Raw genomic sequence first — 21,105 nt, 5'->3', positions numbered from 1 at the left:
CAATCGGAGTTAATTGTGACAACAGCAGAAAAGAACATCGATACGGTGCCGAAGCAGTTTGAATGGATAATCCTTTGCGAGTTTTCAGATCTTCAAGAGGATACCGTAACTCCGTTCGAACTCGATGATAACAGAATCGCCATCTACTTGGTCGACAGCAACGTGTATGCGACCGACAATGTGTGTTCACATGCGTTCGCTCTCCTTTCCGACGGCTGGCTCGAGGGGACGCTTATCGAATGCCCTTTACATGGTGCTCAATTTGAAATTACCTCCGGGGAAGTGGTTCAAGGCCCGGCTGATCGCCCAATCACCGTGTTCAAGACAAAGGTGGAAGACGGCCAGGTCCTGGTGCGACTTCCCGTAGAGTGAACAAAGCAGTTTTTGTAGCGTTGTCACGTTATCTGATGTTGGACGTGAAGGGATCGCTGACAGGGATCTCAGTGTGGGCTCGGGTCACGGCGTTCCATTCCGCCATAGCGTTGAGGCGATGGAGATGGATCTGAAATGCGGAGCGTTTGAGCGGACTGGGACGAAGAGATACGGAAAGCTGAGAAGATCGAGACGAAGCGCTGCAGGCTTCCCGGCCAACGGAAGCCCTGCATCGTCCGCTCCCGCTTTCGCAGCGGCAAGTGGGAATTCTCGGCCTGTTGTTGAGGCTTGTGCGCGCGGTGCTCGACATCCGGCATGACCTGCCGTTTCGCCGATCCATAGGAACGCAGCTTGGCGGTGGGCATGCGCTTTGGTACGAGGCCCTGTTTCTTCAGCAGTCTGGCGAGCAGGCGCTTGGCGGCCTTGGTATTGCGGCGGTTCTGGACGGTCTCATCGAGAACATGAACGCAATGCCGCGCATCGCTTGGTAGGCGTCATGTCGGTTGGAATTGAGTGCGTATTCCAATGATACCGGACAGTGATTCTGAGACGAAACCGGACACCTATTCCGATAGAATACCGGACGCGATTCCTAGGCGAAGCCGGACGGCTTAGAGCGCCTCTGGGTCTTTTTCGATGTTTGTCGAGGAACTCGTTTTCGGTCAAGCGGGAGTTGCGTCTGTGACTGGCAGGACCTTGTGTTTGCGCATGCTTTCGCCGGAAAGTTCGATGCGATAGGCGTTATGAACAAGGCGGTCGAGAACGGCATCGGCGATGGTCGGATTGCCGATCATGTCATACCAGTGCTCCACCGGAATTTGACTTGTGACGATGGTGGAGCGCTTCTCGTAGCGATCCTCGACGATTTCCAGGAGATCGCGGCGTTGTTCGTCGTTGAGCTTCTCCGGCCCCCAATCGTCTAAAATTAGCAAAGTCCGTTTTGGCCAGGCTCTTGAACAGCTTCGCGTAACGGCCGTCTCCGCGGGCAAGGGCGAGCGAGGCGAAGAGGCGCGGCACACGGTGGTACGCGACCGAGAGATCCTCGCGGCATGCCTTGTGGCCGAGCGCGCAGGCCAGCCAGCTCTTCCCGACGCCGGCTGGTCCGATCAGGAGCAGGCTATGGCGCTGTCTGATCCAGTCGCATGTCGCCAGCCTCATGAAGAGATTGCGATCAAGACCGCGGGTTGCCCGGAAATCGGCGTTCTCGATCTGGGCGTCATGACGTAATCTGGCCCGCTCTGGCTTCGAAGCGCTTCTGACGGCGCGTTGTCGCCTCCCGTTCGAGCAGGATGGCAAGCCATTCGCCATGCGTGAGGGCTCTTGCCTCCGGCTGCGTCTCCAGTTCGTGGAACGCGTTTGCCATGCCGGAAAGGCCGAGTTCGCGCAGCATGTCGATGGTGGGATTGGTCAGCATTTGTTGATTATCTCCTTAATGAAAGTAGCCTGGGCCGCGAAGATTAGCGTGCTCGCCGACGGCGGCAGGTTCGGCGGTGTGCCTGGAGGCTTTGTGGGATTTGATGAGGGCGCTGATGCTTTTGCAGTTCAGGCCGCCGATCTCGAGCGCACGGGCCCGAAACGGCTTCGGCCTGCGCCGTGTCGATCGCCTGGTAGAGCTTGAGAACGCCGAGGCATGTTCTGAATCCCTGTTCCGGATGCGGCCGGCTGGCAAGAATGGCGATGAACGAGCCCCTCGGTCTGTGGACCGATCGAACGAGCCCAGCGCCGGAGCGCTCCGGCGACCATTCCGCGTAGCGGCGGTGCGAACTGGGCATGTGGTCCGGCTCGGTTCCGAAACGGGCCCCGCCATAGCGGCGCTGATGGGCAGCGACGCGCTTGCCCTTGAAGAAGATCTCGATCGTTCGGCTCGTCGCCCGGACATCCACCTGCTGGCGAATGAGGCTGTGCGGCACGGAGTAGAAATAGCGTTCGAACTCGACATGATAGTCCGTCGATACCCGCGCCAGCCGCCACTCGGCGAACTCGTATTCCTCGGCTGGTAGTGCGGCGAGCGCTGGCCGTTCCATCGTCTCGAACAGGTCGCGACGGCACTGGTCCAGTCGGCGCATGACGTGGGTGTTGATCCGCTCGACAGCCTCCCGGATAGCGGCATTGGCTTCGTCCAGGGAAAAGAAGGTCTGGTTCCGCAGCCGGCCTAGAATGCAGCTCTGCGCAAAACGGACTCCACTTTCGACCTTGGCTTTATCCTTCGGTCGCTTCGGTCGCGCCGGCAGAACGCCGACACCGTAGTGCGAAGCCATCATGCCGAAGCTGCGGTTGATCCCCGGATCGTAAAAGCTTGCGCGGTTCACACCGGACTTCAGGTTGTCGGGAACAATCAGGCGCGGGACGCCCCAAAAAAGCGGAACATGCGCACATGCGAGCCAATCCAGTCCGGCAGGGTCTGGCTCCATGTCGCCTCGGCAAAGGTATAGCTCGACGCGCCGAGGACCCCGAGAAAGATCTCGGCCTCGCGGATCTCGCCGGTCTTGCGGTCTACGATCGGCAGCTTCTTGCCGGAATAGTCGACGAACACCTTGTCTCCGGCGACATGCACCTGGCGCATCGTCGGCGTCAGCCGCCGCTCGAAGCCTCTAAAGAGATCACAGAATCTGCTGTAAGCGTAACCATCGGGATGAACGGCCCGATACTCCTCCCACAGGATCGACAGCGTCACGCCCGGCTTCTTCAGTTCGACCGCCAGCCTTCCCCAGTCAGGCTCGGTGCGTCGGCGTATCCCTTGTTTGACGCCCTGACGGGAGAAGAGCCGATGTTCGAGAACATCGTCAGTCAGTTCCGCCGGCAACGGCCAGGAAAGGTCGGCGGCAGTCGCTCGCTCTATGTTGTCCTGCACCGTACTGCGGGCATTCCCAAGCATGGTAGCAATGTCGCGAACGCTTATGCCGTCCGCGTTTAGGCGAAGCAGTTGTCTCAATTGTCTCATGGTCAGCCTTCTTCTCTTCGGCATGCATCTCTCCTCTACCGTCGAGGAAATGCATGCCAAGGTTGCTGACCCAAAGGCACTATCCAGGCTTCAAAACTGTCCGGTTTTTGATCGGAATGCCGTCCCGTAAATCGTCGGAATCCGCAAATTGAGGGGGCGACCGTGACTGAGGTTGCCGAGCGGCATGATGTGACGCGGCAGCAGATTTACATCTGGCCGCGAGAGCTGAGGAGGAAGGGGCTCCTGTTGCCGTCGGCGGGATCCCATGTTCCCGTGGACATGCCCGTGGCGCAGAGCGAACCCCCTATGGGCAAAGGCACTGCCAGATTGTCAGCGCTGGTTGATTTGCAACTATGCTGTGGCGGAACCTGCGCTTCGACAGAGAGAGCGATACCGCCACTCTGACCGGCTTATCCAGGCGGTTGAGGCAGCATGATCGGACCGGGAACTGGGGTTCGGTGTACCTTGCCTGTGGGTTCACGGAAAGGCCCATTGGCGACGCGATTTCCATGATATCTGGCCCTCGAACAAATCCGAGATCGCACGCGAGGCTCTCGACCGTATCGGTGCGCTTTATGATATCGAGCACGGCATTGCGGGTCAGCCTGCCGGTGCCCGCCTTGCCGCACGTCAGAAGCATAGCAAACCAAAGAGCGGAGCATTTCGTCTCTGGATCGAAACGCAACTGACCCGCATTCCGGGCAAGAGCGATTTGGCAAAAGCCTTCCGTTATGGCCTGAGCCGCTGGCCATCATTCTGCCTGTTCCTCGAAGACGGCCGCGTCGCCATGGACAACAATGCCCCCGCGCGAGCCCTGCGCCCGATTGGAATGGGAAAAAAACTGGCTATTTGCCGGCGCCGACCCGGCGCGGAGACCCTGGCTCGCGCCATGACAATCATCGAGACGGCCAAGATGACGGCATCGATCCGCAGGCATATCTCGCAGACGTGCTCGACCACATCCACGATCACAAGATCAATCGCCTCGACGAGCTGCTTCACTGGAATTGGTCACCTGTCACCGCCATCTCCTCCGAGGCTACCTGATGGCAACGGTGACCCATTTGTTCAGCATCGACTATGTCGCCAAATGCTCGATGAAGATGCCGAACTCCTTCAGGCGATCGTCAGTAACGATGGCAACCTGAGCTACGGCAGCATCATCAGCGTCTACACCGGACAGGACGAGGCAATAACTTCGCTTACCCGCGACGGAATGGAAGAGCTGGAGCAAATGCTTGCCCATGCGCGCCGCACCGCTGACGAATGGAATGACTTCCTCAAGCCTTCGTCGATGGCCAAGAACTCATCGCTCGCATTAAAGCGAAATCTCCGCGGTAATAACCGGGCGGTTACGAACGAGTTCGGGCGACAAGGATTCTGGCATAGGATTAATGCGGTAATCAGTCATATAGATTTCCTATTGCAGGCAGTGTGCGGGCGAGCCTTTAAGGATAGTTGGACAGAGAGGCGTTCGCTGAACCGAAACGCCGACAGCGACCGGGTCACCCAACGTACTTTATCGGGTTCAATGAGCATTTTACTTACCGAGAAAGACGTCATGGAAATCTTTCGCCACAGCGCGGCCGCTCTGCAAAACAAAATCGGCGTCCGACCCGTGGGTGAACAAGCTGAGACCCATTTGTTGGAGTCGCGGCAAATACCCTATGGATGCGATGTCTATACCCGATGCGATACCATATTTCTTAGCGGCATTCGCAACTGCCTGACAGGCATCCAGTAACTCCGCCGTAAGGCCTCCCGATTTCATGCCGAAGGAAAGGGCAAGGTCTGCTGGACCAATAAAGAGCGCGTCAACACCAGGCGTTGAGGCTATGTCATCAAGATTGTTGAGCGCCTCTCGTGTCTCAATCTGGAGTATGACAGCCAGGCTGGAGTTCGCATTCTTCCGATACTCTGCATCCCTTTGGTAATAATTCGATGCTCTCCAGGCTCCTGATCCGCGCCTTCCTGCAGGCGGATATTTTGCAGACGACACAGCATCAATGGCTTCCGCACCGGAATTTACCATTGGTACCATAATGCCGTTCGCGCCATGATCTAGCGCCGCTTTTATAAGTTCAATCCTGTTCCAGGCGACCCTATACAGTACAGGCATTCCGTATCGTTCGGTCGCAGGAAGGATATCTAAAAGTGAGTTGGGTGGAATGGGTGAATGCTCTCCGTCGACCAATAGAAAGTCTACGTTTGTCTGCGCCAGTATCTCTGCGACCATCACGTGCGGAATCTGCATCCAGGCTCCGATTTGTGGTCTTTTCGACCTGATCGTTTCAGCGAGTGGGTGTCCTGCCAATTCAACAATCCTTTTCGTAGCCTGACTCGTACAAGGAGGGAACTTGCCCCAGAGTTGACGGGAGCCATAAAATTGCGCTGCCGCGCAAGCAACTGACTTATTCTTAAGTGACGATGGCAGGTTTCTCAGGTTACCAAAATACACAGTTTGCCAAGAAATTGGCTATCACACCATTCGACGCGCGCCATATAGCGTCCGCTCGGGGGTCGACAAACAGTCACGGGCGCGCTGAGAATGTGCCTCTCGTGTCGCCCAGGAATGACAGTGGCACGGCAACGCCACTAGAGTCTGTTGATTTCCACTGACCTGAGACCTTGAACTTCCTCCAGATTCGGCAGAGTCAGTCGATCACGGAGACGGGGAATGCGACCTCGCGGTTCACGGAAGCGATGGGGTATTCGGTTCAGTTCGCGAATGCCCGACCCCTTTCAGAAAGACGGCGTTCGCCTGATGCTCTGAGCCGACCTGGCAAGAGGAGATCGGCATGGGCGTGTATGCAGGACTGGATGTCTCTCTCGACGCGGTATCCATTTGCGTCGTTGGTGAGACTGGTGAGATACTTTGGCAGGGAAAGGTGCTCGGGGAACCTGAGGCAGTGAGGGGTGCTCTTGACCGATGGCGAGATGATCTTGCTCGCGTGGGTCTGGAGGCCGGTGCAACGTCGGAATGGATCGGCGGGCATCTTGTTGACGAGGGCTTCCCCGTCGTTTGCCTGGAGAGCCGGCATGTTAAAGCGGCGCTGAGCGCCATGACGGTTAAGACTGACCGGAATGACGCCCACGGCATTGCGCAAATCGTCCGCACGGGTTGGTTCAAGACCGTCCATCTGAAGTCCGCGGCTGGGCAGCGGCTGCGCACCCTGACGGCGGCGCGGAAGGCGGCCGTGCGAGCATTAACCGGCAACGAGCAGGTCATCCGCGGGCTACTGCGGCCGTTGGGGCTCAAGATCGGTGCGGTGACGCGCGTTCGCTTTGAGGCCAGGGTTCGCCAGCTGGTTGGAACAGACAGGCTGTTGCTGTCCATTTTTGAGCCCTTGTTGCGGCTGCACAAGAGCTTGCGCGAGAATCTGGCCGATCTGTACCTGGTTCTTAGGGCAGTTCGTGCGGATCCAGTCTGCAGACGCCTGATGACCATGCCTGGCGTTGGGCCTGTGACGGCACTCACATATAGGGCGACGATCGATGACCCCACGCGCTTCCGACGATCCAGATCCGTTGGAGTCTATCTCGGCCTCACGGCGACATCGGGATGTGCGTCATGCGCACGCCCGCGGCGTTCGACACCGCATTGGCGATCGCCGCCAGCGGCGGCACGATCGACGTCTCGCCGACGCCGCGCACCCCGTAAGGGTGGTTGGGGTTGGGGATTTCGAGGATCTGGGTGTCGATCATCGGCAGGTCCGAGCAGACCGGGATGCGGTAGTCGAGGAAGCCGGCGTTCTGCAGCCGCCCGTCCTTGCCGTAGATATACTCCTCGTTGAGCGCCCAGCCGATGCCTTGCGCGGCGCCCCCTGGTACTGTCCCTCGACATAGGTCGGGTGCACCGCCTTGCCGGCATCCTGTACGACCGTGTAGCGGATGACCCTGGCGGCGCCGGTATCGGGATCGACCTCGATATCGCAGATATGGGTGGCGAAGGAGACGCCGGCGCCATCGGCGACGAGCTCGCTGTGGCCGGCGATCGGCCCGCCGGTCTTGCCCGATTCGACCGCGATCTCCTTCAGCGACAGCTTGCCGAGATTGCCGTGCTTCTCGCCCTTGGCGATCGCGTGGCCCTTTTCCCAGACCACGTCGTCGACGGCAATGTCCCACATCTGCGCGGCGCGCTCGCGCAGGATCTTGATCGCGTTGCGAGCGGCCGAGATCGTTGCCATGGAAGAGGAGAAGGTGCCGCGGCTGCCGTCCGTCATGTCGTTGTAGCCGAGGCTGGACGTGTCGGCGACGATCGCCTTGACCTGGGAATAGTCGATGCCCAGTTCCTCCGCCGCCACCAGCGACAGCGACGCGCGCGAACCACCGACGTCGACCGTGCCGACGGCAAGCGAGACCGAGCCGTCCATGCCGATGTTGAGGTCGGTGCAGGTCTGGCCGCCGAAGTTGAACCAGAAGCCGCAAGCCATGCCGCGGCCCTGGTTCTTGCCCATCGGCGCCTTCATGTGCGGATGGCTCTTCACCGCCTCGAGCGTCGGGCCGATGCCGATCGGTCCGTAGACCGGACCGTAGGAGGACCGTGTGCCTTCCTGTGCGGCGTTCCTGATGCGGAAGTCGACCGGGTCCATGCCGATCTTCTTGGCCAGCTCGTCGACCGCGCTTTCCACCGCGAAGGCTGCCATGGGTGCGGAAGGCGCGCGATAGGCCGCGGTCTTCGGCCGGTTGACCAGCACTTCGTAGCCGACCGTCTTGACGTTATCGAGCTTGTAGCAGGCGAACGCGGTCATGGCGCCGATCTCGGCCCAGGTGCCGGCATAGGGGCCGCTGGTGTAGCGCAGCGTCGCTTCGGCGGCGGTGATCGTGCCGTCCTTGCGGGCGCCGATCTTGACGTCGATCGAGGTGGCGCTGGTCGGGCCCGAGGCGCGGAACACCTCGTCGCGGGTCATCACCAGCTTCACCGGCCGTCCTGCCTTGCGCGACAGCGCCAGCGCCACCGGCTCGGCCCAGACATGGGTCTTGCCGCCGAAGCCGCCGCCGATCTCCGACGAGGTGACGCGCAGCTTCGAGGCTTCCATGCCCAGCAGCTGGGCGCAATGCTGGCGATAGACGAAATGCCCTTGAGTGCACACCCACAGGTCCGCCGTGCCGTCGGAGCTGACGTTGGCCACGCAGGCATGCGGCTCGATATAGCCCTGGTGCGTCTGCTCGGTCTTGAAGGAGCGCTCGACGATGAAGTCGGCCTGCCCGAAACCCTGATGGACATCGCCATGGCCAAACTGGCTGCGCTTGGTGACGTTGGAGGGTTTGACCGGCTTTTCCTCAAGGCCCTCGGTGAAGATGGCATCATTGATCAAGGGCGCCGTGTGCTTCGCCGCCTCGTCGACATCGGTGACGTGCGGCAGCAGTTCGTATTTAATCTCGATGAGCTTCAGCGCCTGCCTGGCGGTGCGGGCGTCGATCGCGGCGACCGCGGCCACCGCATGGCCGTCATAGAGCGCCTTGGTGCGCGCCCTGCAATTGTCGAGGATGTCGTACATGGCGGCATCGCCATCGGTGAGGTCGGGCAGGTCGGCCGCGGTGATCACCGCCTTCACGCCGGCGAGCTTTTCCGCCTTCGAAGTGTCGATGTTCCTGATTTTGGCGTGCGCGTGCGGGCTGCGCAGCACACGCCCGACCAGCTGGCCGGCCATGTTGAAGTCGGCGCCGTAGCGGGCGCGGCCGGTCACCTTGTCGACGCCATCGGGACGGATGGGACGCGTGCCGACCGAAGCGAAATTGCGATTGGAAAAACGCGGATCGAAATTCATCGTCAGGCTCCCTTCATCACGCTTGCCGCGTCCTGGACGGCGCGCACGATCTTGTCATAGCCGGTGCAACGGCACAGGTTCCCGGCCAGCCCGAAGCGGATCTCCTCCTCGGTCGGGTCGGGATTCTTGGCCAAAAGGTCCTTCGCCGCGATCAGGAAGCCCGGCGTGCAAACGCCGCATTGCAGCGCGGCGTGCTCCAGGAACTTCTGCTGCAGCGGATGCAACCGGTCGCCATGCGCCATGCCCTCGACGGTCTCCACGCGGCGCCCTTGCGCCTCCGCGCCCAGCACCAGGCACGAGCACACCAGCCGGTCGTCGAGGATGACGCTGCAGGCGCCGCAGTCGCCGGTGCCGCAGCCTTCCTTGGCGCCGGTCAGCCCGAGCCGGTCGCGCAGCACGTCGAGCAGCGTCTCGTCGGGCTGGCAGAGATATTCGACGCTGTCGCCGTTGATTGTGGTTGAAACTGCTACACCGGCCATCACTTGCCTCCTGCACGCTTGTAGGCTGACGTCGCGGCCCGCCTGGCCAGCACGCCCGCGACTTTCCGTCTGAACTCGATCGTGCCCCGCTTGTCGTCGATCGGCCGGCAGGCCCCGGAGCAGACCTTGGCGAGCCGCTCGAGCGCGGCTTCGTCCAGCGTCCTGCCGATGAGGGCCTCGGCCGCCTCCTGCACCAGAAGCACCGTGGGCGCGGCGGCACCCAGCGCCACGCGGGCCGCCTTGACGACACCTTGCTCGTCGAGCGTCAGGTTCACGCCGGCGCTGACCACCGCGATATCCATCTCGGTACGGGGAATGAACCTGAGATACGCGTCGCCCGAGCGCGGCGCTTGGCTGTCGAGCAGGATCGCCTCGATGATCTCGCCCTTGGCGAGCGACGTCTTGCCCGGTCCGGTCGGCACCGCTTCCACGGCGATAGTGCGCCGGCCCGCGGGCCCGACGATCACCGCCCTGGCTCCGGCCGCCACCAGCGCCGGCACGCTGTCGGCCGCCGGCGAGGCGTTGCATTGCCAACGATGGTGCAGCGTCCCTGCACCTGCTTCGAGCCGATCAGCCTGGCCGCCTCGACGACGCCGGGCCAGGCCTTCTTCAGGGCCGCGTTCTCTCCCAGCACCGCGCAAGGAACCGCCGCACCGATGCTGAAGCCGTCGGCCGTCTCCCTGATTTCGCTCAAGGCCGCGATCGCCTTGATGTCGACGATCAGTTCGGGTTCGATGAAGCCGCCCTTCATCCTCACCAGCAGGTCGCTGCCTCCGGCGAGAATGGCTGCCGTTCCGGCCGATCCGGCCAACTGGCCAACGGCATCTTCGATTGAAAGTGGACGTATGTAGCGCATCGTCTCCCCTTGGCTATTCGAAAATCTCGGTGACCGCTGTGAATCTCGGGACCGTTATAAAAGCTATTAGCCGTCATTCGGCGGCTATAGCCGCCGCTTTGAGCCCACGCTCGATATCGGCCTTGAGATCCCCGACATCCCCCAGCCCGATCCGCAGGCGGGTCAGCGGGCCTGCGTTATCGCCCTTGGCGACGGTGCGGTCGGCGAGGAAGAGCCCCACGGCAAGGCTCTCATAGCCGCCCAACGAATAGCCGCCAACGCGTCGAGGAAGGCGTGCTGCTGTTTCTGACCGCCGCCGTTCAGCACGATTAAGGACCTTAACCCCTGCCAAAACACTTGGTAGCGTCTTTCACTTCGATTTGGGCAGACTTAGACATGAGCGGCTGCAAACTGTGGGCTGAACCGGCGACATTGGACAGAGGAATCCTTGCATCCAGGCTCCAAATTGCGGTTTTCCCGACTGATCGTTTCAGCGAACGGATGTCTTCCCATTTTCACGATCCTCTGCGCACCAAGTGAGTTTTTCTCGGGGGACGATGGCAGGTTTCTCGGCTTATTCACATATCCAGTTTGTCCAGAATTTGGCTATCACACTAATCATAGGCCACCTTATGGTGTTGCGATGCACCGACACCGACATAATATCCCGATCCTCGCCGCATATATTTCATCCACAAACTCTTATGACTGTGGTAAAGAATGATGGATGATCTTTTCGCCCTATGTTTTTTGCCGCAGATTTTGTTTGCCATTGATGAGGGCAGCACGGAGACGGAATGGGCCTCACATGATTCACATGAGGAGAGTCAATATACGGAACTGTCATCGGGGTGGCATTTTTGCACTGCATCGGTCGTTGCGGCTGAGCCCGATTGCATGACGCGGCTCGTGTCGGTAGCTAATCAAGTTGTCCGGTTTGGTAGCACATGATCTGTCCGCTTCTGTTTTGGCGTCGAAGCGGTTCACGCGGCTTGCCTGATGGGGCAAGTGTCTTCGATTGCGGCGCCGTCAGAGCTGTAGCGAGCGATGCGGCGCGGCCCGTGAAAGATCGCCAGGGTTCCATCCGGGTAGTGCCTGACCTTGACGGTGGCTTTGACGAAGTGATGCCGGATCGGGCTCTGCGGCAGCTGCAATCGCAGCCGCGCGAAGGCGACCGTGTTGTCGCGGGCAACGACGCGCTCCTCCTCGATGCACAGGATCTGGGCCAGTTGTTGCGGGTCTGCGGCGACAAAGGCGCTGTCCTCGACCGCGGCCGGCCTGGCGAAGCGGGCATTGTGAGCTGGTAGGTAGGTCTATGCGATGAACCGGTTGGCGGCCTCGATGTCGGCAATTCCGGCCAGCGCCAGCTCTCTCGGTAGCCGATCCTGCAAGGTGGAGAACATCCGCTCCGAGCGGCCTCGCGCTTCAGGGGAATAGGCTGGAATATGTTCGATACCCAGCCGCTCGAGTGCCCGGCCGACCTGGGTCAGCCGGCTTTTGTCAACCGCCTCGCCGGCCTTCAGCGTCACGAAATAGTGGCTGCCGCGATCGCTGTAGAGGCTCGATGGCAATCCCTTGGCGACGAATGTCTTCAGAAGGCCCTGAAAGCTCGACGCCGTGCCTTCCTCCTCGATTGACCTGCCACTGAACTGTCATCCAGTGGCGATTAGAGCCTCGGCAGTTTCTGTTACGCCATGGGGCGCGGGGGAAGCAACCGGCGGAGGCGCGGAGCCTTCGATCAGCGCAGCGTCGGAGCCGGTTGCGGTGATGACCCCGGCATAGGCCGCCGGGGTCTGGTAGCCGAGCGAGGGATGCGGCCTCGCGGTGTTGAAGTCCTCCCGCCATTCGGCGATGGCGTTTCGGGCGTGGTCGAGGCCGAAGAACAGGCTCTCGTTCAACAGCTCGTCGCGCATCCGGCCGTTGAAACTCTCGACATAACCGTTCTGCATCGGCTTGCCCGGCGCGATGTAGTGCCATTCCACCCGATGATCCTTCGACCATGCGAGGATGGCGTTCGAGGTGAACTCCGTGCCGTGGTCGGAAACGATCATTGCCGGCTTGCCGCGTCGGCCGACCAGATCGGTCAGTTGGCGAGCGACGCGGCGGCCGGAGATCGATGTGTCGGGGATCGCCGCCAGGCATTCGCGCGTCACGTCGTCGACGATGTTGAGCACGCGGAAGCGCCGCCCGCTGGCGAACTGGTCATGGACGAAATCCACCGACCAGCGCGCGTTCGGCTTTGCCTCGACCAGGATCGGCGCCCGCGTGCCGACCGCTCGCCGTCTTGCCCGACGCTTGCGCACCGTCAGGCTCTCCTCGCGGTAGAGCCGGTAGATGCGGTTGACCCCAGATGCCTCGCCCTCGCGCCTGAGCAAGATGAACAGCCGCCGGTAGCCGAAGCGCCGGCGCTCGTTGGCAAGGTCACGCAACCTGGTGCGCAACTCCGTCTCGGGCGGACGCCGAGACCGGTAACGGACCATCTTGCGATCAGCGCCCACAAAGGAACAGGCCCGACGCTCCGATAGGCCCATAACGGCCCGCAGATGCGCTACGGCTTCGCGCTTGGCGGCGGCCCTTACCATTTTTTTTGACAGAAGCTCGCGCAATGCCGAGGCTTCCAGCATCTGGTCGGCGAGCAGCTTCTTCAGCTTGGCATTCTCGTCTTCCAGAGCCTTCAGCCGCTTGGCGTCGGAGACGTCCATCCCGCCATACTTGGCCTTCCAGTTATACAGCGTCGCCTCCGAGACCCCGTGCTTGCGGGCCAGATCGCCCGCCTTCGCACCTGCTTCATGCTCGCGCAAAACCGCGAGGATCTGTTCTTCCGTAAACCGCTTTCTCTTCATCAGTCCGTCCTTCGATCAAGGGCCGGACTCTAATCTCAGATGGAGGAAAAACTCAGTGGCAGGTCACGATCAGGAAGGCCGAATAGATCGTGCTCGTCGCATCGTCCATCGTCACGATCAGGTCCAGCATCGGCTCACCCGCCAGCCATCGATGACGGCTGCCATCCTGATGCAGCATCATCCCCTCGCAAGGCTTCCTCTCCCGCTTGCGCCGGTGAGCACCGCGCCGCTTGGCCCGTCCACAAGGCCCGCCGCGTGGAGCTGCGTCTTGATGAAGGTGTAACCCCAGCTGAAATGGTGATCGCGCAGCAGGTGCTCGTGGAAATGCTTCACATTCCAGCCGAGGTAGCGATGACGGTAAAGCTCCAGCATCTCCTCAATCGCTTCCACCGGCACCCGACGCGTCGAAAGCTTGCCCAAGCGCCGATCCAGCAACCCTGCTTCCCCAGCCTCTTGCCATGCTGTCCGCTTCATCCCCCAGCCTCCATCCGCTGGCGATAAAACCGGACAACTCACGTGCTACCTAATCCGGACAACTCATCTGCTTACGACAGTGCATGACGCGGCTCGTTGCCAAGCCAGATCCAAACTTATATACGGTCACTGTTTGAGACAAAATGGCACCAGCATTCCGCTTGCGGAGGACAAGGGCTCAGGAGGACGAGGCTTACGGCCATTTCAGGGCCATGCATATTCTCGGCTCGTCCCATCTGGATTCCGCTAGATGATTGGGTCCTGGAAGATTTGCAGAATTGGGTTCGGGTGACGATCAGGCGGTCTCTATGACCGCTCTCTCGACGACGACGTCGGCGCGCTGACGTATTTCCACAGCGCGACGAGCAGCTTAAAAGCGAGCGCCACAATCGTCGCCTTCATCAGACGGCGTTGTGTTTGAGCCGGTCCTGGCACCACAAGGTGAGCGCCGATCTCGGTTGATGGCGAGCCACAGCCAGGCCGTCTGGTCAGCGTCGTTCGCAGCCTGGATTGCCGGCTTTCGATACCCCCTGATCGTGATCGACCAAGCCGTTCTGCCGCGGTGTCCGCATAGCGGCAACCTGAAGTCGGCTGATTTGCGGCCGTTCCATATGCCGCCGGCCGGTATGGTGATGCGCGGATCAGGTCCAAATCAGCAAAGCGAGGCTGAGCAGCTTGATGCTATGCCAAGCGGCTGTCGGCGTGGCGAGGACCGAGACGAACAGGCCGCGCAAGCTGAAGCGCACGATCAAGCAGTTGCACTCGGGCCTGATGAGCCTCGGCTATGAGCTTACGGCCGCGTTGCCGCCCTTGCGCGTGCCTGGAAGGCGGATCGCCTGTGGCAGATGTAAAACGAGCGGGCGCGGCACCTTCGTGCCTCTGGAGTTCGCGGCGAAGCCTTCCAGTTCGACTGGTTGGAAGACTGGGCGATCGGCGGCGAGCGATCGGTCGCGTGACCGCCTTGGCCAGACCATCTACGACCGGCGTCACTATCTGGCGATCATCCAGCGCAAACCCGGAGCCTTGCGCAAAGGCGCGCCCTTCACCGAACTGCCCAATGCCTTCAAACGGTTGCAGCAGCATCTTCTCAGGAAGGCTGGCGGCGACCGTGAGATGGTCTAGATTCCGTCACTTGTCGTGCAGCATGGCGAATGGGCCGTGCTGTCCGCAGTAGAGATGGCGTTGCAGACCGGCGCCCCAACCAAGGTCCATATCCTCAATCTCCTGCACAGGCTGGTCGACGGCAAGCCGGGTCACCATCGAACTCGTCAACGCGCTCGAGCAGGAGAAGACCCAGGGAAAGGCACGACAGATCGCAAACCGGCTCGCCCATTCCGATCTTCATCCTTGATGAGCTTGGATACACTGCCGTTCAGTGCGTCAGGCGGTGCGCTGCTGTTCCATCTGCTAAGGAAGCTCTACGTTGTCATCACCACCAACCTGAGCTTCAGCGAATGGGCCAGCGTCTACAGCGCCGCCAAGATGACCACGGCGCTGCTCGACCGGCTTACCCATCGTTGCCACATCCTGGAAACCGGAAACGACAGGTTCCGCTTGAAGAACAGCTCAGCCCAGACCACAACCACAAAGGGAGGAGAATGCCGCGCCCTTGACCAAATCCTGAAACCCGAAACATACTTGGAAGCGGGTCACTTCTCGGCGAAAATCCCGGTTCAGCTCTCAATGGAAATCAACACCGGGTGATCAGCGTGCGTCCGTAATGGCCCGACCGATAGCCGAGCCGCTCCGGCGTGCACTCGCCCTTCGACGCGCCAAGCGCGTCATCCATCTCGGCTTCGAGCACTCCCTGCAGCACTGCGCGGATCACCTCGCGCAGCCCATCCCCACTCTGAAGCAGAATGTCTTTAACGGCGGCGATGGCAGACTTACCTTCTGTCTTGCTGTCTTGGTCATGGTAGCGTTCCTCGCGAGAATCAGGTGACGTTGAACATCACCAGTCTGCGATGACCGCGTCTCCTAGCGAATTTGCAGAACTCTCAGCACATTACCACCTCTGCTATTATACGGCGCTCTTCTGCAGCCACGGCGATGATCTGCCTCGTCGCGGCGAGCCCCTTCTTTTGTGAGCAACCACAGTCAACGGAAGCCCAACACCTGCCTACATCGCACCGGACAGCGGCCCCCGCCGAAATTACTCCATCTGCCGTCTCCGTTTCTAGGAATGGAGCGGCGCAAAGCCGCTTCATTTTCGCGGGAATGGCAGGCGAACCGCATATCTTTCGCGTTCGAAGTGCCCTCAACCCTGCGCAACGCCCCAAATCTCAACGGCAATCTCAGGGGAGTACATGAGCATCGGTACGAGCGTCATGGGCGGAAGCACTCCACCCAGCCAATCAGCGACGGTCTTGGTGAAAGCGATGGTTTCGGCTTCTGTGCCAGTCGAAGTGAAATAGCAGACCAGAAGCTTCAAGTCCGCAGGCGCTCGGCCAAAGGGGCGCAGGAGGTCCTCGATATAGGTCATGGTGAAGCGGGTCTGGGGCATGAGCTGGCCTTCCATCACGGCCAACCATTTGTTGTCGTAGGGACGCCCGGGCCACTGGCCGCCGAGCCACACCGTATCGCGCAGTCGGATGGCTTGGCGGTAGGGTAGAGGGATCGGCCAATCCCACACGCGCCAGGGCCAGTGGTCCTCGCGCGGGATATATTTGTCGAAGCCGTTCCTCAATTCACGCATAGCTAAAACCTCGATCTTCGCCAATGCTCCCTGTGGGTTGAGGCGGTGGCAGGGCACTACAGTTCCGACCGGCCCCGGCTCCCGGAAATGACTCGCCCTCGCCTTCGCGAGTGGCTCCCATCGGTCGTGCGTACTGCCGGAGGAGCCGTAGAGGGAATAACCCTCGAACTTGATGCAGTCCTGTAAGGAGGCGCCGAGCGCCGCCAGCGTCTCCGTATGTTTCTCCATGATGAAATGGGTCTGAGCCACGCCGTCGTCGGGATGTTGCACTGCCCCATCCGCGTCCTCTGCCGTGCGATTGGCCAGCGCGATGAACTCCCCCGCTCGCAGACCCCCCGTGACCGTCCGATCGCCGAAGAGAGCCCGCCTCTCGGGCGGCATTGGGCGCGGCACCGCTCGGACGTCGGAGTGCATCCGCCAACCGCGTTGGGCGATGGCTTGGATCTGGATCGTCTGGCCGGAGAAAGGCTGCAAGGGCTCTGGCACCGTGCTGATCACCGGCGATGGGTCCGCCTTGAAGAAGCGGGCCAGCGCCGCGATCACCTCCCAGTCGTCGCGCTCGGCGGTGTAATGCACCTTGAGCCGTATCACATCGTCGAGGGCACAGGATTCCGTGGCGAGCGCGTCCGCCACGTTAGCCATCGCACCCTCGATCTGTCTGTCGAGGTCGCCCGGATTGCGAATCCGTCCCGCTGCGTCGAAATCACCAGCACCACCGACAAAACTCAATGCGCCTGAACTGGCGCATAAGTGATGGATGACCGGAATCGGCAGATTCCACAGCGTAGGCGTTGTCATTGTTCTTATCTTCTTCCTGAGTTACCAGTTAGCTGGGGCGAGATTTGCTCCCCGTTTCTCTCCGTTAGTCGAGGAGCTGGTCGTGTGCGTCGGTCGGCATGCAGGCCTTCGGGTACGGCAGTATGTCCCACGGACACGCCGACATCGCGACGATACAGTCCATTTCCGCCCGAAGCACCACATAGTCTCCGGGCTTCGATAACGGTTCGGCCCAGCTCGTCGTCCCATCAGGCCCAACCGGAAAGTTCATCCAGAGATTCAGCGGATTCGGCACGGCCGGTATTGCAAGCCCGATCTGGCGCATCGCGGCCTTCAGATTATCGGCGCAATTGTCGTGGAGTTCTTTGCAGCCGAGTTGGCCATAGCGATGGTCGTCGCAGGCTGCCATGATGGTGTCGTGCCGGCCCGGCGAAGTATCCTCCACCATCGTCAGGAACGGCCGTCGCCTATTCCGATTAGTGTAAGCGGATCACCTTTCTGCGGCCAGAGCCGCCGGAGCGCTGGGCGCACGTGCTCCATGCACATAAACTCGGTCAGATCCTCGGCGCTGAAACACCAAGTGTCGATCACATGGCTGCCGTGCGCCCGATAATTTTGATTGAATGGCCCTCGGTCAGCCGCTGTGCTTGGCCCCGACGCGCGCAGGGCTGTCCGGGGAGAGTTATTCATTCAAAAGCCATTTGATTGGGAGAGGCTCGGTCTTTTGGTCGGCTTGGATTGACCGGTAGCGGCTTATGGATGGTGTGCATTTTCCGCCGCCCGAACAAACATTGAGCGACCAGTTCTGTGACCATCAAGATTGGGATAAGGACGCGGCGGGTGCGCGCGACAATGCGCAGCAGCGCAGGCGGATCGGCAGCTTGGAATCGCCCTTGCTGGCCACCCACTTCACTGTCTTCCAGGATCAGGAAGCCGTCGCCCTGCGGCTCGGCTATAGGGCGATCGCACCCCAGCGCCAGCCCCATGTTGGATTTGGGCCGCGTCACGAAGATCGATCCGGCTTCGGCGATCGCCGTCCACCAGCCATAATGGCAGTAGTCCTTGTCGAACACGTAGGTCGCTCCAGCTTCGATCGTGATCTGGCGGCCGACCTGAGCGTCGTTGACCTTGGCGTCGGTGATGTCGAGGACGCGCGGACAGTCGGTCTTCGGGTCATAGACGACATGCACCTTCCTGCCGCGGATGCGCCCGTTCGACTTGGCCCAATCGCACAGTTTGCCGAGCGGAATGGGGGTCGAGTCGATCAGCCGCAGCATTTCTTCGCCCTCGCGCCGCGTTTGCCTGTCGAGCAGGTTCGCGACCAGACCGAACGCCTCGGCAAAGATGGCGACCGGACACCGTCTGTTGGCGTCCGACAAGGTCGAACGCGTCATGGGACCGCTGCCCAGGTGATAGTGATGCTGGCTGTTGGCGTTCCAGCCGGCTTCCAGACCACGCAAGCCGCTGCTGCCGCAGAACTGGGCATAGATCAGCGCCACCAGATGATCCCAGCTTCTGAACGATTTGTCGTACGCATCCCCGTCGTGGCGATCCACAATTGCTTGGAATTGACGCCGATCGATGGGTTCAAGAAGCTGCCCGAAGCTGCTAGGTGCAAAGCGCATGCCCCGTTCCTTTTCTGAGTCTCGACAACCAGAGAGAATACGGACAAAACCCGTTTTGCGGGGCATGCACATGTGGCATTTCGATTCACTCAAAACTTTCCCCGGACAGCCCTGCGACGCGCGGGAATGGTCATGAGTTCGCTGGTTGTCATTGCGGTGCACTCGTCTGGTAGGCATCAGATGGTTTCGGTTTGCAGACGTCCTACCCAGGAAAGCACTGCATATTCAGGAATGAAGGCAAGATGCATTATGTGTGGTCATCTATTCATTATGCGGCGGTGCTCTTGACGGGCTCTTTTCGGGGTGTTGGACTCGACTCAGAGCCGGCGCCGCTGTTTGAGAGCGATGCAGAACCTATAACTAATGGCCTTTCGTCAGCTGCCAATCCTCCAGTCGATTTTGGATCAATCAGTGGTCGAAAGCGATGCGCGACCAACAGAGCACAACTAACCGCTGCCTACTCCAGGGCGGTATTGATGTTCTTAAGCGGTCAGGGCCCACGCGGTCGGCTATTGCCCCGGACATCGTTCCGGCTGTGGCTATCGGCGAACGACTCGGACCCCAAACCGCTCATCAGGTTCACGTGGCCGAGCGTCATTCTCTCATTAAGCGAGCAGCCAGTGCGGCCGCGCAGCGCACCATATGCCTTGCCTCTCGATGTGTGCGTCCTGCAATGCGCAAGACCTTGGTGCTGAGCCTCGCCTGCCTTCGGAGACCAGCTGTATGACGCATCAGCTCATCCGTCTTTTGGCCTTCGTGACACCAGGCCGTACGAAGGGACGGACACTCAGCTTTTCCCTGCTTGGACAGTTGGCCGCCGGTCCCTCCATGGTCTCGCCTCCTCCAGATCTCGTGCCACACGGATCAGCGTGGCCTCGTGGCCAAAACGGCCCACGATTTGAATTCCGATCGGCAGCCCATCGGCACTTTGTGCCAAAGGCAGGGACACCGAAGGTTGTCCGGTCACATTGAAAACGCCAGTGTACTGGCAAAGCGCGGCATCCGCTTCCTTGTATTCTTCTGCGGAGAGCGTCGCGTTGGTCGTGCAATAGCTGCCGCCATGCGGTAGAGCCACATGCGGCATCGTGGGTGTCAGCACAATGTCATAAGCGTGGATCGCTTCGCCCACATGGAAACGCATTCTTCGGATGGCCTCAAGTACGTCCCCCGCGTGGAATGCCTTTAGATTCCGACCATACTCATAAAGCTTGAGATTGAGCGGCTCCAATGAGTCCGCGTTGATAGTGCGTCCGATGGCGCGCGCCTCATCTTCAAGTGAACTCGCGATGAGATTTGACCAGGCGCGCGATATTCCGCTGTACTCAACGGACTCATATGGCGGCTCGATGTCCATCACGACGTGCCCCATTTGCTCGAGAAGCATGGCCGTCGACTCGACGGCCTGCAGGACTTCCGGCTCGAGATTGATCGCGCCCCAACTCGTTCTCGCGACTCCGACCCGCAGGCGACCCGTAGACCGTGAGAGCTCCTCCACATAAGCACGGCTCGGCTGGACGATGACAAATGGATCGCCGGGATGGGGACCGGAAAATACGTCCAGCGCAGCGGCCATATCGCGCACGGTCCGGCAAAGCACAAACGTACGACTAAGTCCAAACGATGCGTCCTGGCTGTTCGGGCCGCCTGAAATGCGTCCGCGGGACGGGTTCAGCCCGACAAGGCCGCACCAGCACGCCGGGATGCGAATTGACCCGCCGCCGTCGCCGCCATGTGCAATGGGTGTGATTCCGGCGGCCACTGCTGCGGCGGCACCCGCTGAAGAGCCCCCCGCAGCGCGTTGCAAATCCCATGGATTGCCGGTGGTGCCGTTGAGGATGGATTCGCTCATTACGGAATTCGCAAGCTCCGGCGTCGTTGTTCTTCCAAGAGTTCGGAGCCCAGCATTCCGGGCGCGACGGAAAAAGAAGCTTTCGGTGTTGGGGCGATAGCCTTTGAACAGACGGCTTCCTTTTTCCTGCAGGCGGCCAGCCTCGGTGGCTCCACTATCCTTGCGAAGGAATGGTACGCCGTTGAACAGTCCAGCGTCCGCGCCTGGTACGGTCTCAGCATCTTCATAGAACTCGATGACAGCGTTGATGCGAGGATTGACCTCGTCGTAAGCCTCGCGGGCTAATCGCGCCAGTTCCAAAGCAGTTACTTCGCCAGCATTTACGAGAGATGCTAACCCGGTGGCATCGTATTGTACGTATTCACTGAGCTTCATTTTTCGGTGATCCTTCATTTGCTCCACCGCGTGTCGGGCAAGGGACGCAAGTGAATCGTAGTTATAGTC

The 21,105-nt window shown here is 60.5% G+C and carries 17 protein-coding genes and 12 pseudogenes; 6 read left to right on the top strand and 23 right to left on the bottom strand.

What is annotated here, in order from left to right:
• The first annotated feature begins 15 nt into the window (after window positions 1–15).
• A complete protein-coding gene (locus tag ACIU1A_RS01600; protein ID WP_404926387.1) occupies window positions 16–372 on the top strand; it encodes a non-heme iron oxygenase ferredoxin subunit in 357 nt (118 codons plus the stop codon).
• A gap of 28 nt (window positions 373–400) precedes the next feature.
• Here ACIU1A_RS01600 and ACIU1A_RS01595 read toward each other — a convergent pair.
• The 5 genes and pseudogenes from ACIU1A_RS01595 to ACIU1A_RS01575 all read right to left on the bottom strand — a co-directional run.
• Window positions 401–836, bottom strand: a pseudogene (locus ACIU1A_RS01595) (DDE-type integrase/transposase/recombinase); the annotation flags it as partial.
• A gap of 198 nt (window positions 837–1,034) precedes the next feature.
• Complete coding sequence (locus tag ACIU1A_RS01590; RefSeq protein WP_404926386.1) at window positions 1,035–1,361, bottom strand: ATP-binding protein; 327 nt, start codon at window positions 1,359–1,361, stop codon at window positions 1,035–1,037.
• A 19-nt stretch (window positions 1,362–1,380) separates the two neighbouring features.
• Window positions 1,381–1,735 (bottom strand): annotated as a pseudogene (locus ACIU1A_RS01585) (ATP-binding protein); the annotation flags it as partial.
• Between the two features lie 94 nt (window positions 1,736–1,829).
• Complete coding sequence (locus ACIU1A_RS01580; protein ID WP_404926385.1) at window positions 1,830–2,681, bottom strand: Mu transposase domain-containing protein; 852 nt, start codon at window positions 2,679–2,681, stop codon at window positions 1,830–1,832.
• A 26-nt stretch (window positions 2,682–2,707) separates the two neighbouring features.
• Window positions 2,708–3,337 carry a hypothetical protein gene (locus ACIU1A_RS01575; RefSeq protein WP_404926384.1) on the bottom strand — a complete coding sequence of 210 codons (630 nt, stop codon included), beginning with the start codon at window positions 3,335–3,337 and terminating at the stop codon, window positions 2,708–2,710.
• Between the two features lie 463 nt (window positions 3,338–3,800).
• Here ACIU1A_RS01575 and ACIU1A_RS01570 point away from each other — a divergent pair.
• A pseudogene (locus ACIU1A_RS01570) lies at window positions 3,801–4,360 on the top strand (transposase); the annotation flags it as partial.
• A 31-nt stretch (window positions 4,361–4,391) separates the two neighbouring features.
• Here the strand turns inward: ACIU1A_RS01570 and ACIU1A_RS01565 are convergent.
• Both ACIU1A_RS01565 and ACIU1A_RS01560 read right to left on the bottom strand, forming a co-directional pair.
• Complete coding sequence (locus ACIU1A_RS01565; RefSeq protein ID WP_404926383.1) at window positions 4,392–4,559, bottom strand: hypothetical protein; 168 nt, start codon at window positions 4,557–4,559, stop codon at window positions 4,392–4,394.
• Between the two features lie 294 nt (window positions 4,560–4,853).
• Window positions 4,854–5,549, bottom strand: coding sequence for an HpcH/HpaI aldolase/citrate lyase family protein (locus ACIU1A_RS01560; RefSeq protein WP_404928077.1), 696 nt, complete (start codon window positions 5,547–5,549; stop codon window positions 4,854–4,856).
• 562 nt (window positions 5,550–6,111) lie between these two features.
• On the opposite strand from ACIU1A_RS01560, the pseudogene ACIU1A_RS01555 reads away from it, so the two are divergent.
• Window positions 6,112–6,807 (top strand): annotated as a pseudogene (locus ACIU1A_RS01555) (transposase); the annotation flags it as partial.
• A 52-nt stretch (window positions 6,808–6,859) separates the two neighbouring features.
• Here the strand turns inward: ACIU1A_RS01555 and ACIU1A_RS01550 are convergent.
• From ACIU1A_RS01550 to ACIU1A_RS01525, 6 genes and pseudogenes are all read right to left on the bottom strand, one after another.
• Window positions 6,860–7,018: a hypothetical protein gene (locus ACIU1A_RS01550; RefSeq protein WP_404928093.1), complete on the bottom strand. Its 159-nt coding sequence runs from the start codon at window positions 7,016–7,018 to the stop codon at window positions 6,860–6,862.
• A gap of 60 nt (window positions 7,019–7,078) precedes the next feature.
• Window positions 7,079–8,967, bottom strand: a pseudogene (locus ACIU1A_RS01545) (xanthine dehydrogenase family protein molybdopterin-binding subunit); the annotation flags it as partial.
• A gap of 119 nt (window positions 8,968–9,086) precedes the next feature.
• Window positions 9,087–9,563: a (2Fe-2S)-binding protein gene (locus ACIU1A_RS01540; protein WP_140517305.1), complete on the bottom strand. Its 477-nt coding sequence runs from the start codon at window positions 9,561–9,563 to the stop codon at window positions 9,087–9,089.
• Window positions 9,563–9,865, bottom strand: a complete 303-nt coding sequence (locus tag ACIU1A_RS01535) for a hypothetical protein (RefSeq protein ID WP_404928076.1) — start codon at window positions 9,863–9,865, stop codon at window positions 9,563–9,565. Before ACIU1A_RS01535 ends, ACIU1A_RS01540 begins: the two co-directional genes overlap by 1 nt.
• A gap of 120 nt (window positions 9,866–9,985) precedes the next feature.
• A pseudogene (locus ACIU1A_RS01530) lies at window positions 9,986–10,419 on the bottom strand (FAD binding domain-containing protein); the annotation flags it as partial.
• 73 nt (window positions 10,420–10,492) lie between these two features.
• Window positions 10,493–10,728 (bottom strand): annotated as a pseudogene (locus ACIU1A_RS01525) (cystathionine beta-lyase); the annotation flags it as partial.
• Between the two features lie 731 nt (window positions 10,729–11,459).
• Here ACIU1A_RS01525 and ACIU1A_RS01520 point away from each other — a divergent pair.
• On the top strand, window positions 11,460–11,705 hold the full coding sequence (locus ACIU1A_RS01520) for a hypothetical protein (protein ID WP_404926381.1): 246 nt from the start codon (window positions 11,460–11,462) through the stop codon (window positions 11,703–11,705).
• Between the two features lie 6 nt (window positions 11,706–11,711).
• Here the strand turns inward: ACIU1A_RS01520 and ACIU1A_RS01515 are convergent, their stop codons facing one another.
• The 5 genes and pseudogenes from ACIU1A_RS01515 to ACIU1A_RS01495 form a co-directional block, all read right to left on the bottom strand.
• On the bottom strand, window positions 11,712–11,969 hold the full coding sequence (locus ACIU1A_RS01515) for a hypothetical protein (protein ID WP_404926380.1): 258 nt from the start codon (window positions 11,967–11,969) through the stop codon (window positions 11,712–11,714).
• A gap of 81 nt (window positions 11,970–12,050) precedes the next feature.
• Complete coding sequence (locus ACIU1A_RS01510; RefSeq protein ID WP_404926379.1) at window positions 12,051–13,241, bottom strand: IS3 family transposase; 1,191 nt, start codon at window positions 13,239–13,241, stop codon at window positions 12,051–12,053.
• Window positions 13,242–13,293: 52 nt separating this feature from the next.
• Window positions 13,294–13,422: a hypothetical protein gene (locus tag ACIU1A_RS01505; protein ID WP_404926378.1), complete on the bottom strand. Its 129-nt coding sequence runs from the start codon at window positions 13,420–13,422 to the stop codon at window positions 13,294–13,296.
• Entirely contained in the window at window positions 13,419–13,661 is a 243-nt protein-coding gene (locus tag ACIU1A_RS01500; RefSeq protein WP_404926377.1) for a hypothetical protein, read from the bottom strand. Before ACIU1A_RS01500 ends, ACIU1A_RS01505 begins: the two co-directional genes overlap by 4 nt.
• Before the next feature lie 349 nt (window positions 13,662–14,010).
• Window positions 14,011–14,308 (bottom strand): annotated as a pseudogene (locus ACIU1A_RS01495) (IS110 family transposase); the annotation flags it as partial.
• A gap of 364 nt (window positions 14,309–14,672) precedes the next feature.
• Between ACIU1A_RS01495 and ACIU1A_RS01490 the strand changes: the two are divergent.
• Together ACIU1A_RS01490 and ACIU1A_RS01485 are read left to right on the top strand one after the other, a co-directional pair.
• Window positions 14,673–14,963, top strand: a pseudogene (locus ACIU1A_RS01490) (IS21 family transposase); the annotation flags it as partial.
• Window positions 14,964–14,970: 7 nt separating this feature from the next.
• Window positions 14,971–15,290, top strand: a pseudogene (locus ACIU1A_RS01485) (ATP-binding protein); the annotation flags it as partial.
• Between the two features lie 121 nt (window positions 15,291–15,411).
• On the opposite strand, the pseudogene ACIU1A_RS01480 reads toward ACIU1A_RS01485, so the two are convergent.
• From ACIU1A_RS01480 to ACIU1A_RS01460, 5 genes and pseudogenes are all read right to left on the bottom strand, one after another.
• Window positions 15,412–15,594 (bottom strand): annotated as a pseudogene (locus tag ACIU1A_RS01480) (transposase); the annotation flags it as partial.
• A gap of 378 nt (window positions 15,595–15,972) precedes the next feature.
• Window positions 15,973–17,208, bottom strand: coding sequence for a hypothetical protein (locus ACIU1A_RS01475; protein WP_404926376.1), 1,236 nt, complete (start codon window positions 17,206–17,208; stop codon window positions 15,973–15,975).
• A gap of 64 nt (window positions 17,209–17,272) precedes the next feature.
• A complete protein-coding gene (locus ACIU1A_RS01470; protein WP_404926375.1) occupies window positions 17,273–17,635 on the bottom strand; it encodes a DUF1989 domain-containing protein in 363 nt (120 codons plus the stop codon).
• A 238-nt stretch (window positions 17,636–17,873) separates the two neighbouring features.
• Window positions 17,874–18,812, bottom strand: a pseudogene (locus ACIU1A_RS01465) (DUF4372 domain-containing protein).
• 787 nt (window positions 18,813–19,599) lie between these two features.
• Window positions 19,600–21,036 carry an amidase gene (locus tag ACIU1A_RS01460; RefSeq protein WP_404926374.1) on the bottom strand — a complete coding sequence of 479 codons (1,437 nt, stop codon included), beginning with the start codon at window positions 21,034–21,036 and terminating at the stop codon, window positions 19,600–19,602.
• Window positions 21,037–21,105 lie beyond the last annotated feature (69 nt).

Source organism: Mesorhizobium maamorense, from assembly GCF_044998965.1.
Classification (GTDB): domain Bacteria; phylum Pseudomonadota; class Alphaproteobacteria; order Rhizobiales; family Rhizobiaceae; genus Mesorhizobium.
The sequence above is the reverse complement of the archived record's forward strand: the minus strand, read 5'-3'. Positions and strand labels throughout refer to the sequence as shown.

Coding starts and splice junctions, on each gene's coding strand:
- ACIU1A_RS01550 (WP_404928093.1), bottom strand. CDS start 7,018: ATGATCGACACCCAGATCCTCGAAATCCCCAACCCCAACCACCCTTAC.
- ACIU1A_RS01505 (WP_404926378.1), bottom strand. CDS start 13,422: ATGATGCTGCATCAGGATGGCAGCCGTCATCGATGGCTGGCGGGTGAG.
- ACIU1A_RS01460 (WP_404926374.1), bottom strand. CDS start 21,036: ATGAAGCTCAGTGAATACGTACAATACGATGCCACCGGGTTAGCATCT.
- ACIU1A_RS01475 (WP_404926376.1), bottom strand. CDS start 17,208: ATGACAACGCCTACGCTGTGGAATCTGCCGATTCCGGTCATCCATCAC.
- ACIU1A_RS01535 (WP_404928076.1), bottom strand. CDS start 9,865: ATGGATATCGCGGTGGTCAGCGCCGGCGTGAACCTGACGCTCGACGAG.
- ACIU1A_RS01575 (WP_404926384.1), bottom strand. CDS start 3,337: ATGCCGAAGAGAAGAAGGCTGACCATGAGACAATTGAGACAACTGCTT.
- ACIU1A_RS01470 (WP_404926375.1), bottom strand. CDS start 17,635: ATGGTGGAGGATACTTCGCCGGGCCGGCACGACACCATCATGGCAGCC.
- ACIU1A_RS01510 (WP_404926379.1), bottom strand. CDS start 13,241: ATGAAGAGAAAGCGGTTTACGGAAGAACAGATCCTCGCGGTTTTGCGC.
- ACIU1A_RS01565 (WP_404926383.1), bottom strand. CDS start 4,559: ATGGGCAAGCATTTGCTCCAGCTCTTCCATTCCGTCGCGGGTAAGCGA.
- ACIU1A_RS01540 (WP_140517305.1), bottom strand. CDS start 9,563: ATGGCCGGTGTAGCAGTTTCAACCACAATCAACGGCGACAGCGTCGAA.
- ACIU1A_RS01560 (WP_404928077.1), bottom strand. CDS start 5,549: ATGGTCGCAGAGATACTGGCGCAGACAAACGTAGACTTTCTATTGGTC.